Source organism: Arthrobacter sp. B055-34, assembly GCF_059090425.1.
In genome coordinates this window covers 319,956-334,922 of sequence record NZ_JBNHFQ010000001.1, presented here as the reverse complement: position 1 = coordinate 334,922, position 14,967 = coordinate 319,956, and the positions used below count along the sequence as shown (strand labels likewise).

Sequence of the window (14,967 nt, the reverse complement as noted above, 5' to 3'; positions counted from 1 at the left end):
TCCTTTCAACTGGGAACTCGTCAACGGGAATTCGGCTCGAACGCTAGCAGAGGTCCAAGAGGTATTTACCCTCAATATGTCCTTCCGTTAGTAATTCTTATGCTCATGCCGGCTTTCTCCGCTCCTTCCATAAGGGTTTTTCCGATTGGCCAGCAACAATTCCCGAACTCCGGTGGCGCGTGGTTATTTCTGTTAGCTTGATCACTGTTTTCCGGCAGGCCCACCGGATCACCCCACCACTCGCTGCTACTTTCCCGGAGGCACCATGGGACCTAGTTCCCCCTCGCATACCGACGTTCCAGCCGACACATCCGGCTCGCCCTCGCCGATCCCAGACCCGCTTTCTGCGCCGAATCCGCCCGAGTCCGGGCTGCGCAGATCGATGGAGGCCCGACATCTGGTTATGATCGCGATGGGCGGGGTCATCGGGTCAGGACTGTTCCTGAGCTCGGGCTATACCATCGCGCAGGCGGGACCGCTCGGGGCCGTCCTTGCCTATCTGGTGGGCGCCGTCGTCGTCTATCTGGTGATGGCCTGCCTGGGCGAGCTCGCGGTGATCTACCCGGTCTCCGGCGCCTTCCACATCTACGCTGCCCGCGCCATCGGTCCGGCCACCGGCTTTGCCACGGCCTGGCTCTACTGGCTGTGCTGGGCCGTGGCGCTCGGCTCGGAGTTCACGGCCGCCGGCCTGCTGATGCAGCGCTGGTTCCCGGACGTGGATGTCTGGATCTGGTGCCTGGTCTTCGCCACCGTGCTATTTACCCTCAACGCGATCTCGTCGCGGGTCTTCGGCGAATCGGAGTTCTGGTTCGCTCTGATCAAGGTCAGCGCGGTTATCGGGCTGATCGTGCTGGGCGGGGCCGCGCTGTTCGGTTTCCATCCGCTGGCCGAAGGCAACTATCCGTTCCTGGCGGAGAACTTCGACACGGCCGAAGGGCTCTTTCCCAACGGCTTCACGGGCGTGCTGGTGACGTGCCTGGTGGTGTTCTATGCCTTTTCCGGCTCCGAACTCATCGGCGTCGCGGCCGGCGAGACGGCCGATCCGGGCACCAACATTCCCAAAGCCATGCGGACCACCGTCATCCGCCTGGCCGTGTTCTTTGTCGGGGCGATCATCGTGGTCGCGGCGACCATCCCGTACGACCAGGTGACGCTGAACGAAAGCCCGTTCGTGACGGTCTTCGCCACAATCGGCATTCCGTACGCCGCGGATCTGATGAATTTTGTGATCATCACCGCCCTGCTGTCTGCCGGAAACTGCGGGCTGTTCTCCTGCGCCCGCATGCTCTTTTCGCTCTCCGACGAAGGCCATGCGCCCAAGGTGTTCAAGAAACTGACCAAGCGCGGGATCCCGCTGGTAGCCCTCTGCGTGAGCATGCTCGGCGGGCTTGCCTCCCTGGTCAGCGGTTTCGTAGCACCCTCCACGGTGTTCCTTGTGCTGGTCTCGATAGCCGGCTTCGCGACCGTGGGCGTGTGGATGTCCATCACTGCAGCGCACTTCTTCAACCGGCGGGCGTTCATCAGGAACGGCGGCGACGTAGGCACGCTGGCCTACCGGGCACCGCTGTTCCCCCTGGTGCCGATCCTGGCCTTCAGCCTCTGCGTCGTCTCCCTGATCGGCCTCGCATTCGACCCCAACCAAGTCAGTGCGCTCTACTTCGGCATCCCGTTTGTCGGCGCCTGCTATGCCTTCTTCTACGTGAAGTACGGCCGGCGCAAGGCCGGACAACCCCTGCACAGGGAGCGGACAGAGGCGCGGGATTCCTGATCCAGCACTGACGTCTTGAAGTAGCCCAATGTCTTGATTACGACGTCGGGTGCCCGGCCAGCGGAAGCCGGGCACCCGACGTCGTAATCTCGGTCCCCATTATTTGGCTCCTCCATGGTGCGAAGCCGGAGATAAAACGTACAATCAATACCGGAAGTGTTCGCGGCGCTTCCGTTTGAAGTGCTTTTTTTGCGCCGTCTCCCCAGCGGTGCACCATTGACAGGATGCCTATGTCTCAGCTCCGTCCCCGCCGGCTCACTTCTGGAACCGCCTCGTTCTGCGCGGCGGCGCTGCTGGGCGGCCTGCTGTTTCCCGCCGCGGCAGCCGCCGCCGAAAAACCGGCCCCGGCCGCCGAAGAGCCGCGAGCCGCAGCTGAAAAGCTGCTCCCCGGCGACGGCGAAGAACCCCTTCCGGTAGCGCCGGAAGCCGGTCTCGAGCGGGAAGATGTGCCGGCGTCGGGCCGGTACGTGGTGAAGTTCAAGGAGAAGGCCGGGCGCAGTTCCGCCGGCCGTGCCCATGCCTACGGGAAGACTGCCAAAGACCTGGGCATCTCCGTCAAGGAAGTGCGGACCACCGCCACCGGAGCACAGGTGATCGAAACCGCCGCCACGCTGGACTCCACCGCATCCGAGGACCTCGTGGCCGGGCTGGAGGCCAATCCCGACGTTGCCTACGTGGAGCCGGACCCGCTGCTGCAGCCGGCAGCGGCGGCGCCGAATGACCCGCTGTATGAACTGCAGTGGAACTTTTGGGAAGAGCGGGCCGGACTGCGCTTGCCCGGCGCGTGGGATGCCGGCCGCGGCGAGGGCGCCGTGGTCGCCGTGGTCGATACCGGCATCACGAACCACAGCGATCTGAACGCGAACGTGCTGCCGGGCTACGACATGATCTCCGATCCCGCCATGTCCCGTGATGGCAACGGCCGCGACCCCGACGCGCGTGACGCGGGGGACTGGTACGGTGCCTACGAATGCGGCTCCAACACCGGCAGCGCTGGCTCGTCCTGGCACGGCACCCACGTGGCCGGAATCGTGGCCGCGGTGACCGGCAACGGCAAGGGCGTGGCCGGCGTGGCCCCCGGCGCCAAGGTCCTCCCGGTCCGCGCGCTCGGTGCGTGCGGCGGCTACATGTCCGACATCGCCGACGGCATCATCTGGGCCGCCGGCGGCACGGTGCCCGGTGTGCCGGCCAACCCGACCCCGGCGGATGTGGTCAACATGTCCCTGGGCGGCAGCGGAATCTGCTCCAACACCTCGCAGGCCGCGATCGACTACGCCTACAACGCCGGAGCGGCCGTGGTGGTCGCCGCCGGCAACGAGAGCCGGGACGCCCTGAACGCGACCCCGGCGAACTGCGAACACGTGATCACCGTGGGCGCCAGCGGCCGCGAGGGCAACCGCGCCGAATACTCGAACTACGGCTCGGTGGTGGACGTGACCGCTCCGGGCGGGGACATGAGTACGGATGTCAGCAGCGGGATCGCCTCCACACTGAACGACGGCGCCACCACGCCCGGCACCGAATCGTACTTCTACTCGCAGGGCACGTCGATGGCGGCACCGCATGTGGCCGGGGTGGCTGCGCTGATGATCGCCGGCTCCGGCGGAACCATGACGCCGGCCGCCGTGGAAAAGCGGCTCAAGGATACCGCGCGGCCGCTGCCGGGTGCTTGCACGCAGGGTTGCGGTGCGGGGCTGGTGGATGCCGCCGCGGCGCTGGGGTCTGCCCCGTCGCCGACCCCGGAGCCACCGGTCGTTGAGGTGGTGCCGAAAGACGTGGTCTTCGCCGACAAAGACGGCACCGCCGCCGATAGCTACACGATTCCGTCGGTCGAGGGGGTCCGCTACCAGGCCAACGGCAAGACGGTCGCTGCCGGCAGCCACCCGGGCAGCGGCACAGTGGTGGTCACCGCGGCTGCGCAGCCGGGGTACACCCTGCGGGAAGGCTCCACCACGGAATGGTCCCATTCCTTCAGCGCGTCTGCCATCCAGGTGGACACCGCCTCACCGGCACTGGCCGGCTCAACCGTGACGCCGGAATCGCTGAACCTCGCGGACGGTACGAACACGGTCACCGTGAAGGTCCAAGTGACGGACGCAACCGGTGCGGTGCCGCCGTCGGTCCAACTGGAGCACCAGGGGGCCGGTGAAACCGTGGGCTTCGGCGAGATGAAACTGGTCTCCGGCGACGTCAAGAACGGCACCTGGGAGCGGGCCATGACGCTTCCCGAGGGAGCGGCTGCCGGCACGTGGGACGTGACGCTGTATCCGTTGCGGGATACCTTGGGCAACTCGTCCGGGGACTTCCGTAACCTGGGCAGCGTAGAGGTCACGGCCGATGCCGCGCCGGAGGCGAGCCCCTCGATCACGTCGCAGGGCGAGATCGTGGCCTTCGATTCCTCCGGCCAGCTCTGGAACTACGGGCACAGTGGAACCGGATCCACCCGGGTCATGATCGGTGCGTCCGGCTGGACAACCATGGATGAGATCCACACGGTGGACTGGAATGCCGACGGGTACATCGACATCATCGCCCAGTCAAAGTCCGGCAGGCTCTACTACTACCAGGCCAAGCGCGACGGCGACTTCACCCGCCACACCATCGGCAGCAGCGGCTGGGCACCATACGACCTGACTGTCACCAAGTGGCGGACGGGGGATACGTACCCCGTGGTGATCGCCAAGAACAGTTCCACCGGAAAGCTCTACGTGTACCCCAACGACTCCGGCACCTGGCTTTCCCCGCGGTACGTGCTGGGCAGCAGCGGTTGGAGCGACTACACGCTGACCGCGATGGACTGGGACCGGGACGGGCAGAAGGACGTCGTCGCCAAGACTCCGGCGGGGCAGCTCAAGCTCTACCGCGGCAACGGCTCCGGAAAGTTCATCAGCGAGAACCGCCAGATTGTGGGCAGCTCCGGCTGGAACTCGATGAGCAACATCGTCACCTCCAACGGCTACGCAGGGGAGGGGACCGCCGGGCTGATCGCCAGGGACAGCGATGGCAGGCTCTGGTACTACCAGGCCAACAAGGGCAGCTGGGCCGAGCGGGACCTCATCGGTACCGGCTGGTCGAGCTACACCGTGGCCGCGCAGTAGAACCGAAGAACGACGGCGGCTCCCGCGACACGGAACGCTAACGTTTAATCCCGCATCTTTCGCGCGGGTATCACGATGCTGTAGTTTATTGTCAGCAGTGAAGGAAAATGTTGGTGCAGCTTCCTTCATCTGCCGGCGCAGTTGGGGCGTTGGGGAACGATACTTCCTGTTGGGGATAGATATTTCCTTGCCGTGCCCTAGTGCGTGTAAGTACTGGGAGGCTCTCAGTTCTGTTACTGCCGGGCACGTGCTTCACTTGATCCCCCGAAATCGGGTCAGCGCGTGCCCGGCTCTTCAGACTGATTGTGCTCCCGTTGGGAAGATGCAACAGACAGTTGGGGAACTGCATGAATATACGACGTTTGCGGCGCAAATGGCGCCGGATGAAACCCGAAGCGAAGCGCGGCATTGCGAACGCAACCGTAGCGGTCCTGGGCATGATGGTCCTGGCCGCCGGAGTCTACTCCATCACCCTGTGACCGCACAGCGCGCCCGTTCGTTCAGCACGCGGTCGGGGCCCCGAGGGGCAAGGACGAGCCGGCTATCCGCCATGACAAGCCGTCCCACTGCATGGTGTACTGGATTTTCCAGTCCGAGCAGGTCTGCCCCTGGGGTCCGTCGGCCGCATCCTGAATAGTGCGCAGGTCGACGTCGGCCAGCAGAGTATCCTCTTCGCCGCTGACAGCCAAGACAGTCAGGTCCGTCCAGTAAGAGGAACTGAGACCGCTGCTCCACGCCTCCACGCCGCCGAACTCCGCCTGCATTTCGGGAGTGAAAACCTCGTAAGCCGCATCATAGGCGGCGCGGTTGATGCCCTGTCCATGGACGAGGAGACTCTGCGCGATATTGGACGCCTGGTCGTGGTCTGAGAGCACCGTGGACACGATGTCACCGAAGCCCGGAGCCGGAGCTGCGCCGCAGTCGACCGGGGGAACTGGAGTTGCCCGAGCCTGCCATTCTTCTGCTGCCGCGGCCGCCCGTGGTGCAGTGACGGCAAAGGCCGTACCCTCGGCCCGCGTACCCGCAGAATCCGAGAACTGTCGAATCGCGCTGACCACACCGGCGACGCGGCCGTCGACGGTCAGCAAAGGACCTCCGCTGTTGCCGGGATTGATGGCAGCATCGGTCTGGATCATATTGGCAATGGGTCCAGCGCCGAGATCTATTTCGCGATCGAGGCCGCTGACGGATCCCTTAGTAAGGGTCAGTTCCGCGTTGAGCGGGAACCCAAGGGCCGCCACATCTGTGCCCAGCGCCGGTTCGGTCTCGTTGAAAGTGAAGTGGTAGCCCTCCACATCGCTGTTGGTGCGCACGAGGGCCAGCTCCGCTGCTTCGTTGATACCGAGGACCTGTGCCCCGACCAGTTGGTCGTCGAGAGCGACGTTGATTGCCGTTGCCCCTTCGACGACGTGGGCAGCCGTGACCACCAGGTCCTCGTCAATGAGGAAGCCTGAACCGGTAAAGTCGCCCTCGCATGTGGTGGTGCTGATTCTGGCCACCCCGGAACTTACTTCTTCCACTATTTCCGGCCAGCCCTGCGCTTGCTCGGGAGTCGAAGCGGCTGTGGAGGCAGGAGCCGCGGCCGTGGAGTGAAGAGCCGCTGTTGTTGGTGGAGGAGCGGCCGGCGCCTGCGGAGCCTCCACCGTCTGGGTCACGGTGACGGGAGCGGGGGCCGGTTCACTTTGTTGCGCCGGTGCGCATGCCGAAGCTAGCGAGACAATCAGGACACCCGCTGTAGCCCCGCCTGCGCTCGAACAAGCTTTCTTGGAGATCATCGCGCACTCCTTCATCGGGGACGTCAATGTCCAAACCTGGATGGGTACGTAGACTTGCGCAACTTCGCCGCTCGGGAAACGTAGCTTATACGGCGTTATTTTCGCGTGACGGAAGCGTTACAGAACGAGGCCGTGACGTTGAGCCAGGCACCCCCCAAAGGTATTTGCCTGAGCTTTAGGTTTCAGTAGGAGATTGGCGACTTTCGGAGTCAGTGTGTATAGGCGCGTGTGCATAAGCCAGCCACCCGCCGTCGTGCTTTGACTGTTTTTCCTGCTCAGGGGCAAGGTCCGGTGTGGGATAGGTTCTGGCGGGAGGCCGGGATCCGTGCCTAGGATGTGAGGAACAGCCCAGCGTCGGGCAGGTGAGGTGGTTCCTATGGCACTGAATCATGGGTACGGGGTGGTCGCGGGAGTCAAGGAGGACTACTTCCGGGATCCACCGAACGACTACGGGCAGTACTTCCACGGGAACCTGCGGCTGCGCACGCCGGCGGGCGTCTACCGCTGTGCGATCGACGTCGATAGCAAGGCCGTCCCGAACGGCGTGCAGTGGCGGGTCATCGAGCTGCGGCCCTCAATGCTCCAGGGCGTGGACAAGCTTGCCGACGGCTGGCATCGGCTGGAGTCCACACCGGATTCCGGTGCACTGGACTTCATCCGCAACAAGGACCTGAGCTGGCGGCACCACCTGGGCTGTATTCCGGGCCTGCTTGCCGCGGTGTTCCGGGTGCATTTTCCCGTGCGGTGGAAGTCGGGCGTGAGCACCGAGGCGCTCGCCGACCTCGAGCCGCTGCTTGAGGTTTCGCAGCGGATCTGGGTGTTCGGCGAACCGTTCCAGAACGGGCTTGGCGTGCACAACATCCACCAGAACCAAGGCGATCCGCTCGATTCGCAGTGGTCGGCGGAAAACGGCATCTGGCAGGACGGTGCCACCCTGGTGCAGCGGCAGGACGGCTCGTTTGCGATGTTCTGCAACAAGTTCGTCACCCAGTCGGTCCGGACGGACGAGCACGGCAAGCCGCGGAAATAGCGAACCCCCATTGTCCGGTCCTTGAAGCGGGGTTAGTGTCGGAAGCAGGATCCATTCCATCCGTGACCGCAATCAATATCGGGCGGGCGTCGTTGCGCGGCTGCCCGAGGCAAGGAGGCTGGCATGGCTGAACGCCGGACTGAGAGGAGCCTGCGATGGGCTCCGTAGTGATATTTGCTCCGTCGCCGGTGCTGACCGTGACGGTGGAGGATGTCGAAGGGACTGCCGACATCCACCTCCACGCCGGCGGCCAGGGCGTGTGGCAGGCGCGAATGCTCACCGCCCTGGGGGCTTCGGTCACGATGTGCGGGGTGTTTTCCGGGGAGACCGGCCGCATAGTGCACCATCTGATCGCTGACGAAGGCGTGCATGTGCTCTCGGTAGAGAGCCAAGGCAACGGCGGCGCCTACATCCACGACCGGCGGGACGGTGGCCGGAAAGTTGTCGCCGAATCTCCGGGCGACAAGCTCTCCCGCCACGAGCTCGACGAGTTGTACGGCCTGACGCTCAAGGCGGGAATGGACGCAGGCACGGTGATCCTGAGCGGTGCCGCTCGGGAAGACGCAGTGCCGGCCGACGTGTACCGGCGGCTGGCGGCGGACCTCCGTACCGCGGGGTGTAGGGTCATTACCGACCTGACGGGGGAGCGGTTGTCAGCTTCGTTGGCCGGCGGCCTGGCCGTGGTCAAGATCGCCGACGACGAGCTCGTTGAGTCCGGCCGCGCCGCCAGCTCCAGTCCGGCTGACATTGTCGAGGCGATGCGCAAGCTGAACGAGGAAGGCGCGGAAACGGTGATCGTCACCCGCGCCCACCTGCCGTCGCTGCTGCTGGACGAGGGCGAAGTCAGCGAGATACACATGCCGGAGATGCAGAGCGTGGACACCAGCGGAGCCGGCGATTCCCTGACCGCCGGCGTCGCGGCAACGCTGTCCGACGGCGGCTCCATGCACGAAGCAGTGGTGCTGGGAACCGCTGCCGGCGCGCTGAACGTGACCCGGCACGGCCTGGGCACCGGCGAGGCCGCGGCGATCCACAAGCTGAGCAGCCTAGTGAAGGTGGTCCCCTTCGAGGGCGAGGCCGAAGCAGACCAGTCGCAGCAAATTAGTCCGGACGAGCTCGCGCAGAAGATACGGAAACAATGAACAAGCCGAAAATGGTCCTGATCACGAACGACGACGGCATAGACTCCCCGGGGCTGCATGCTTTGGCTGCCGGTGCGGTTGAGGCCGGGCTCAACGTCACGGTTGCCGCACCGGTGGTGGAAGCCAGCGGTAGCAGCGCTTCCATCACCGCCCGGGAGGACGAGGGCCGCATCCGCATCGAAGAGCGGAAGCTGGAAGGCCTCGACGGTGTTCCGGCGTTCGCGGTCCACGGTGCGCCAGGCTTCATTGCCATGATTGCTACCCACGGCGCCTTCGGCGACCCGCCCGACGTCGTACTTTCCGGAGTGAACCGCGGCGCGAATGTCGGACGCGTGATCCTGCACTCCGGCACGGTTGGTGCAGCGCTGACCGCGGGCATCAACGGCGGCCACGGGATGGCAGTGTCGTTGGATACCGGCATGCATCCCGCGCACCTGTACTGGGACAACGCCGCGCGGCTGGCGATCGGGCTGCTGCCGTTCCTGCTGGAGCAGGAGGCCGGCACGGTGCTGAACCTCAATGTGCCCAACACGGACTCGCCTGAACTGCCCGAATACCGGACGGCCACGCTTGCCGAATTCGGTATCGTCCAGACCACCATGGCCGAACGCGGGCAGCAGCATCTTCGCCTGGCCATTGCGGACAGCAAGGAGGAGGCGCCGCCGGAGAGCGACTTCGCGCTGCTGGCAGCCGGCTACGCCACCGTGACCAGCGTCCAGCCGGTGACCGAAAGCAAGCTTCCGGATCTGGAGCGGAGCCTGCCGAAGCCAGCGGGGACCTGACTTTTCTTGCCCGTTTACGCCCGCCGCGATGGTGGCGGGCGTATGCTCGGCCCATGGACATTCCTCGTGGATTGGCGCTCATCGCCGTGGCCGCGCTGGCTCTGACGGCCTGCGGCGAGAGCACCGGCAACGAGTCCGCCGGTTGCATGGAGGCCTTCGCCGCCGCCGACAAGGAACGGGAGCTGCAGGACACCGATAAGTTCCTGGAGCCGGCTTTCACCGCGTGCTCCAATTTGAGCGAGTTCGAGGCAGCGTCCGAGGCGCATCAGGGCGTTCTGGGCAATACGCTTCCCAGCAGGTATGTGGAGGAGCGTTGCCAGAACGAAACTGCGCTGGCCGAGACGCCTTTGTGCACCTCGTTGGGGAGCGGCTACTAGGATCCGCTTTAGCCAGTGCCCGGTTTAGTCATCGAAGACTGTTTGGGCCGGTCCCTGGCCTATTGAGGACACGATTCCCGCTGCGATCTCGCGGAGCTTGACGTTCCGGCTGCTGGAGGCGTTCTTCAGGATGCGGAACGCTTCGTCCTGGCTGCAGCGGTTCTGGCCCATGATGATACCGACGGCCAGATCGATAGTGGTCCGCGAGTCCATGGCCCGCTTCAGGTGGTCAGCAGTTTCGGACCTGTGGGCGAGACGCAGAGCCAGCTGCAGCGCCCGCGACGCCTGCGCGGCATAGCCTTCTGCAATCCGGACTGCATCCGGCCCGAACGTGTCCGGTTCCCGCGCATAGAAGTTCAACGCGGCACCGCCGCTTTGACCCAGGATCAGCGGCACTCCCATCATTGAGTAGAAGCCGAACTCGGCAACGGCGGCGAAGTAGTCCGGCCACCGGTTATCCGTGCGCACATCGGATATGACCGTTGTGTGTTCGGTGGCAATGGCGTGCAGGCAAGGCCCGTCGCCGAAACCGTACTGGACCTCGTCCAGCAGCTTGGCCTGGGCACTGCTGCTGGCTACCGTGATGGCACGCTTGTCCCGCTTCAAAGTCACTCCGCAGTGCACCTCGACGCCCCCGCCAAGGATGTCGGAGGAAAAGACGGCCAGATCCTCGAGGAAGTCGTCAACATCCTCGCTGCTGAGGATCAGGTCCTGGAGTTGTTCCGCGACTGGAGTCTCCGCGTAGTTCTTGGTCATCGCTCAAGTCTAAAGTGCACGGACCTGAAAAGAACGGGCCTTTTGTGCCGGGGTCGGCTCGGTCGCCGCGGGGTTCTCCGCGTTCCTCGCCCTGTCGGGGCCATGGACGGGCGGTTTGGGATGCGCGTAGCGTTGTATCTATGAGCGAGATCCGTGTGAACGGGGTGTCCCTCTACTACGAGGAACATGGCGACGGCGTTCCGATCCTGTGCATCCACGGCACCGGCAGCTCGGCGAAAGTCTGGGGTGAGGCGGTGGACGAGCTTGCCAAGCGCGGACGGACGATCATCTACGACCGGCGCGGCTGCACCCGCAGCGAGCGGCCGGAACCGTACACGATGACCTCGGTGGGCGAACATGCCGAGGACGCCGCGGCGCTGCTGCACGCACTCAAGGCGACCCCCGCCGTCGTTATTGGACGCAGTTACGGCGGCGAGATCGCCGTTGACCTGGTGCAACGCTACCCGGGACTGGTCCGCGCACTGGTCCTGCTGGAGCCGGCCATCGTGACCATGACGGCGGAAGCCCATGCGTGGGAGGGTGCCCTGGAGGCAAACGTCGCCGCGGCTGCCGCAACCGGTGGACCGGAGGCCGGGGCGGACTGTTTCTACCGCGAGATCCTCGGCGACGAGGGCTGGACGCACTTGCCCGATGCTTGGCGGCGCATGGTGCTCGATAACGCTCCTGCCGTTATGGCCGAACTGAAGGGCGGGTCCTCCAGGCCGGACCACGAGCAGTTGGCCCACGTGCGAAAGCCCGTGCTGATTGTTTCCGGTGCCGCGTCGCCGCCGGTCTTCCGCGCCGTCGACAATGTTCTGGCCGACCTGATCCCCGGGGCAGGCCACGAGGTCGTGGAGGGCGGGCATCTCATCAATCCGGCTTCCGCCGAAGTGCTGGCGTTTCTCGACGGGCAACTGGCAGGTAGCGAAGGGCGCTAGGCCAGGTCAGCTCTGTCGGCGCTGAACCAGGAATTTGGGTTGAGGGGAGATGCATCAGTCCCGGTGGCCGTGGTCTGCCGCGAACGCCAGGAAAACTTCCCGTGTGGTCGCGCCCTCCAGGGCAAATTCATCCCGCAGGTACCCTGCCAGCTCTGTCAGCGAAGTCTCCAGCACCTCGGCGGTGAGGCTGACATCCTTGCTGGGAGACTCCTGTCCGGCCGCGGAAAGCTCCAGTGCATAGGTGAGGGAAACGGCAAGAGAGGCATCAGGGGTGTCGCGGAAGTAATAGGTCTCAGTGGTCTGGCTGAGGTCAATGCGGGCTTCGGAAATGCTCTCCGCGACAGATTCCAGCGCGCTGCAGACCACGGCAGGTTCCAGCTGCAACAGTTTGTCCTTGTACCCGCTCTTGCTCATCGAGGACAGCTTCAGTGCCAGCGTCCGGCGGCGCGAAAGGGAAGGATAAATCTGCATGAACCACGAAACCGCTGCAGTGAGCAGCCCGAATCCGGTGACTGCCTGAAGGGGAGAGGCCCAGCGGATCCAGTTGTCGATGGGAACGACGTCGCCGTAGCCGAGCGTGGACAGCGTCATGACCGACACGTACATTGCTTCGGCGACATTCGAATACCTGGATTCATCAAGTCCGGGTGAATAGGAGAACCCGTCGGGAAAGTGCGGGTAGTAGATGAGCGCCCAGCCCACCGCCTGCAGCGCGGTCCACGAAAGGATCACGGAGACGATCGCCACCGGGCCGGCATACTTCCGGCTCGCTTCTTTGCCTCTGAACAGCCGCCACATTGCTTGGACCACGAAGTGGCTCAAATGTCCCCGCCCCGTTGGCCGGAGCAGGGTGTGGAAAACGTCGTTCAGCCCGGCAACAATCAGAACGACGCCCAGCAAAGTGAAGAGCCACATCATCTCTACTGTCTAGCACGCCGTTCCTGCGGGTGGGGCAGATCGGCGGAGCGGGCGCTCTGTCTCAGGGGTTCAACGCCAGGAGAAGCGGGCAATGTCGGCGGCGCCGATCAGTCCCGCCTTCGGTCCCAGTGCCGCCAGGTCGATGGGCGCTGCTGGACGGAAACCGCGGCCGGTGAGGTTGCGTCCGAATGCACGGCGGGTCGGTTCCAGCAGCAGCTCGCCTGCTTCGGAGAGTCCGCCACCGATCACGAACATCCCGGGGTCCAGGGCCGCCGCAAGGTTGGCCAGGCCCAGGCCGAGCCACTCGCCGATGTCTTCGATCAACTGGATGCTGGCCGGATCGCCCTCGCGGGCCAGGGAAGTAACGACGGCGCCCGTAATCTCCTCCGCGCGGCCATCCACTGCGCGGAGCCACTCATGGGCAACCGGGGAGTTGGCGCGAGCAAGTTCCCGCGCCTCGCGGCCGAGGGCGTTGCCTGAGGCGTATTGTTCCCAGCAGCCGCGGTTCCCGCATTCACAGCGGTGGCCGTGCGGAACGATGACCTGGTGGCCGAACTCGCCGGCCACGCCCCAGTTGCCCCGTTCGAGCCGCCCGTCGATGACGATGGAACCTCCGATACCGGTTCCCAGCGTGATGCAGACCAGCCGGCTCTGGCCGCTGCCCGCGCCGAAACGGCATTCCGCCCAGGCTGCGGCATCGGCGTCGTTGGCCAGCGAAACCCTGCGGTGCAGCAGCTTTTCTAGGTTGGTGCGGACGGGCTCGTTGCGCCAGGCCAGATGCGGGCTAAACAGCACGGTGCTGCCGCTGCGGTCCATCCAGCCGGCGGCGCCGATGCCGACCGACAGGATGCGGTGGTTAGCGGACAAGGAGCGGACAAGGGAGACGATGACGTGCTCGACTTCGCGGGGATCGTGCCCCGGGGTGGCACGGATTTCTTCGGCGAGGATGCGGCCGTCCGCATCGACCACGCCGGCGGCGACTTTGGTGCCCCCGATATCGATCCCGATGGAAAGGCCCCGGCGGGTCAGTCTGCTGGGCAGCCGGAGCTGGGGGCGTGCACGCGGAACCCGGTCGCGACGCAGGGCACCGGAATGTACCCTGAGGGTGCTCGGTCGGTCCGGATCAGCTCTCATTTGTCCCATATTAGGGGTACGCGGCTGGGCGACGCGGGAGCCGGGCGGGGCGATCCAACAGGTCAGGGGTCGGACCGGCGGATAGCGGCGGCGACGGCGAAAGCCCAGCCGAGGATGCCGACCAAACAGATCCGCTCCGCCAAGCCGAGCAGGTCCGGAGCAAAGCTAATGGTCATGCCAAGAGACGCGAGTCCGGCGCCGGCCAGCAGTGTGAAGGCCAGTGCTGCCGGATAGGCGCTGCGCAGTTGCGGACTGTTCCGGATCCACAGTGTCAGCAGGACGAAGGCCGCCAACGCGGCGAGGAACCCGAGACTCGCGACGTAAAGGTGGATGGTGCCTTCGACAGTGGAAACCCGCAGGCCGGATGCGCCGGCAGCATCGACATCGGCCGAAAAGAACGCCAGAACAGCCGAGCACACGCCTCCGACTGTCAGGAGCCAGGAACCGGTACGCCGCAGTCCCGTCGCCTGCCCCATACTGCCGATGGCCGCAATCACGCAGAAAGTCATGGCGGCGCGGCCGAGGAAATTGAGGTTCATGACCCAGCCGAACGGGCCCACCGCGAGGTTGCTCTCGGCGTCGCTGATCGGGTTGTAGTGCGGCGGCAGCAGGTGAAGGACAATATCCACCACGGCGTAGATCACGGCGCCGGCCATCGCAGCCGCCGCGTATCGGCGTCGGCCTGCAGTGAGCGGCTGCGTTGTCATAGGCCCAGCATTCCATTAAAGCGGGAGCACCATCTTGTAGTTGGTCATCGCTACGCCGTGTGTGACGGGGTGCTGCTCTGCGACGACGGCGAAGCCATGCTGCTCGAAGAACGGCCGCGCCGTGATGCTCGCATTGGTATACAGCTCGGATGCGCCGGCTCCTACCGCAATGCCGTGGAGATGCGTCAGGAGGGCGCCGGCGACACCGCGCCGACTGAACTTGGGGGCGACAAACATCATGTCGATGTAGCCATCGTCTCCGACGTCGGAGAATCCGGCGACCTCGCCTCCGATCGTGGCCACGTAGGTATTGCGTGCCTTCCTCGCCAAGTTCCATTGGACGGCATCCCGTTCAGCTGGCCGCGCCCATGCCGCGATCTGCTCCCTTGAGTAGTGCACTGAAGCCGTCTCCGTCACCGCCGCCAGGAATACGCCCAGCGTCGCTGCGGCATCGGTTTCGGCGTAGGGGCGGATCTCCATCCCCTGATTCCATCACGCCCTGCGGCCGCCGGTCGTCGTCGCAGGCGGAGCGAGTTCACCAA

14 protein-coding genes are annotated in these 14,967 nt (G+C 65.0%); 8 read left to right on the top strand and 6 right to left on the bottom strand.

Annotation, left to right across the window (positions count from 1 at the left end; all coding sequences use genetic code 11):
* The first annotated feature begins 265 nt into the window (after window positions 1–265).
* The 3 genes from AC5RWO_RS01445 to AC5RWO_RS01435 all read left to right on the top strand — a co-directional run bounded on the left by AC5RWO_RS01445 (window position 266) and on the right by AC5RWO_RS01435 (window position 5,345).
* The gene (locus tag AC5RWO_RS01445) at window positions 266–1,768 is read left to right on the top strand and encodes an amino acid permease (protein WP_498728821.1); all 1,503 of its coding nucleotides are present in this window, start codon (window positions 266–268) and stop codon (window positions 1,766–1,768) included.
* Between the two features lie 230 nt (window positions 1,769–1,998).
* Window positions 1,999–4,866 carry a S8 family serine peptidase gene (locus AC5RWO_RS01440; protein WP_498728819.1) on the top strand — a complete coding sequence of 956 codons (2,868 nt, stop codon included), beginning with the start codon at window positions 1,999–2,001 and terminating at the stop codon, window positions 4,864–4,866.
* Between the two features lie 347 nt (window positions 4,867–5,213).
* On the top strand, window positions 5,214–5,345 hold the full coding sequence (locus AC5RWO_RS01435) for a hypothetical protein (protein ID WP_498728818.1): 132 nt from the start codon (window positions 5,214–5,216) through the stop codon (window positions 5,343–5,345).
* A 21-nt stretch (window positions 5,346–5,366) separates the two neighbouring features.
* Here AC5RWO_RS01435 and AC5RWO_RS01430 read toward each other — a convergent pair whose 3' ends face one another.
* Window positions 5,367–6,365: a S1C family serine protease gene (locus tag AC5RWO_RS01430; RefSeq protein WP_498728817.1), complete on the bottom strand. Its 999-nt coding sequence runs from the start codon at window positions 6,363–6,365 to the stop codon at window positions 5,367–5,369.
* A gap of 652 nt (window positions 6,366–7,017) precedes the next feature.
* Here AC5RWO_RS01430 and AC5RWO_RS01425 point away from each other — a divergent pair.
* The 4 genes from AC5RWO_RS01425 (at window position 7,018) to AC5RWO_RS01410 (ending at window position 9,972) form a co-directional block, all read left to right on the top strand.
* Entirely contained in the window at window positions 7,018–7,671 is a 654-nt protein-coding gene (locus AC5RWO_RS01425; RefSeq protein WP_498728815.1) for a DUF2278 family protein, read from the top strand.
* Window positions 7,672–7,826: 155 nt separating this feature from the next.
* Window positions 7,827–8,813, top strand: coding sequence for a 1-phosphofructokinase family hexose kinase (locus tag AC5RWO_RS01420; protein WP_498728812.1), 987 nt, complete (start codon window positions 7,827–7,829; stop codon window positions 8,811–8,813).
* The gene (gene surE / locus AC5RWO_RS01415) at window positions 8,810–9,595 is read left to right on the top strand and encodes a 5'/3'-nucleotidase SurE (protein WP_498728810.1); all 786 of its coding nucleotides are present in this window, start codon (window positions 8,810–8,812) and stop codon (window positions 9,593–9,595) included. Before AC5RWO_RS01420 ends, surE begins: the two co-directional genes overlap by 4 nt.
* Before the next feature lie 53 nt (window positions 9,596–9,648).
* A complete protein-coding gene (locus tag AC5RWO_RS01410) occupies window positions 9,649–9,972 on the top strand; it encodes a hypothetical protein (RefSeq protein WP_498728808.1) in 324 nt (107 codons plus the stop codon).
* A 24-nt stretch (window positions 9,973–9,996) separates the two neighbouring features.
* Here AC5RWO_RS01410 and AC5RWO_RS01405 read toward each other — a convergent pair whose 3' ends face one another.
* Entirely contained in the window at window positions 9,997–10,728 is a 732-nt protein-coding gene (locus AC5RWO_RS01405) for a GAF and ANTAR domain-containing protein (RefSeq protein WP_498728806.1), read from the bottom strand.
* Window positions 10,729–10,868: 140 nt separating this feature from the next.
* On the opposite strand from AC5RWO_RS01405, the gene AC5RWO_RS01400 reads away from it, so the two are divergent.
* Entirely contained in the window at window positions 10,869–11,666 is a 798-nt protein-coding gene (locus tag AC5RWO_RS01400; RefSeq protein WP_498728804.1) for an alpha/beta fold hydrolase, read from the top strand.
* A 54-nt stretch (window positions 11,667–11,720) separates the two neighbouring features.
* Here AC5RWO_RS01400 and AC5RWO_RS01395 read toward each other — a convergent pair whose 3' ends face one another.
* The 4 genes from AC5RWO_RS01395 to AC5RWO_RS01380 form a co-directional block, all read right to left on the bottom strand.
* On the bottom strand, window positions 11,721–12,584 hold the full coding sequence (locus AC5RWO_RS01395) for a potassium channel family protein (protein ID WP_498728802.1): 864 nt from the start codon (window positions 12,582–12,584) through the stop codon (window positions 11,721–11,723).
* A gap of 69 nt (window positions 12,585–12,653) precedes the next feature.
* Window positions 12,654–13,718, bottom strand: a complete 1,065-nt coding sequence (locus tag AC5RWO_RS01390) for an ROK family glucokinase (RefSeq protein WP_498728800.1) — start codon at window positions 13,716–13,718, stop codon at window positions 12,654–12,656.
* 62 nt (window positions 13,719–13,780) lie between these two features.
* Complete coding sequence (locus tag AC5RWO_RS01385) at window positions 13,781–14,425, bottom strand: DUF998 domain-containing protein (RefSeq protein ID WP_498728799.1); 645 nt, start codon at window positions 14,423–14,425, stop codon at window positions 13,781–13,783.
* Window positions 14,426–14,440: 15 nt separating this feature from the next.
* Window positions 14,441–14,905 carry a GNAT family N-acetyltransferase gene (locus AC5RWO_RS01380; RefSeq protein ID WP_498728797.1) on the bottom strand — a complete coding sequence of 155 codons (465 nt, stop codon included), beginning with the start codon at window positions 14,903–14,905 and terminating at the stop codon, window positions 14,441–14,443.
* Window positions 14,906–14,967 lie beyond the last annotated feature (62 nt).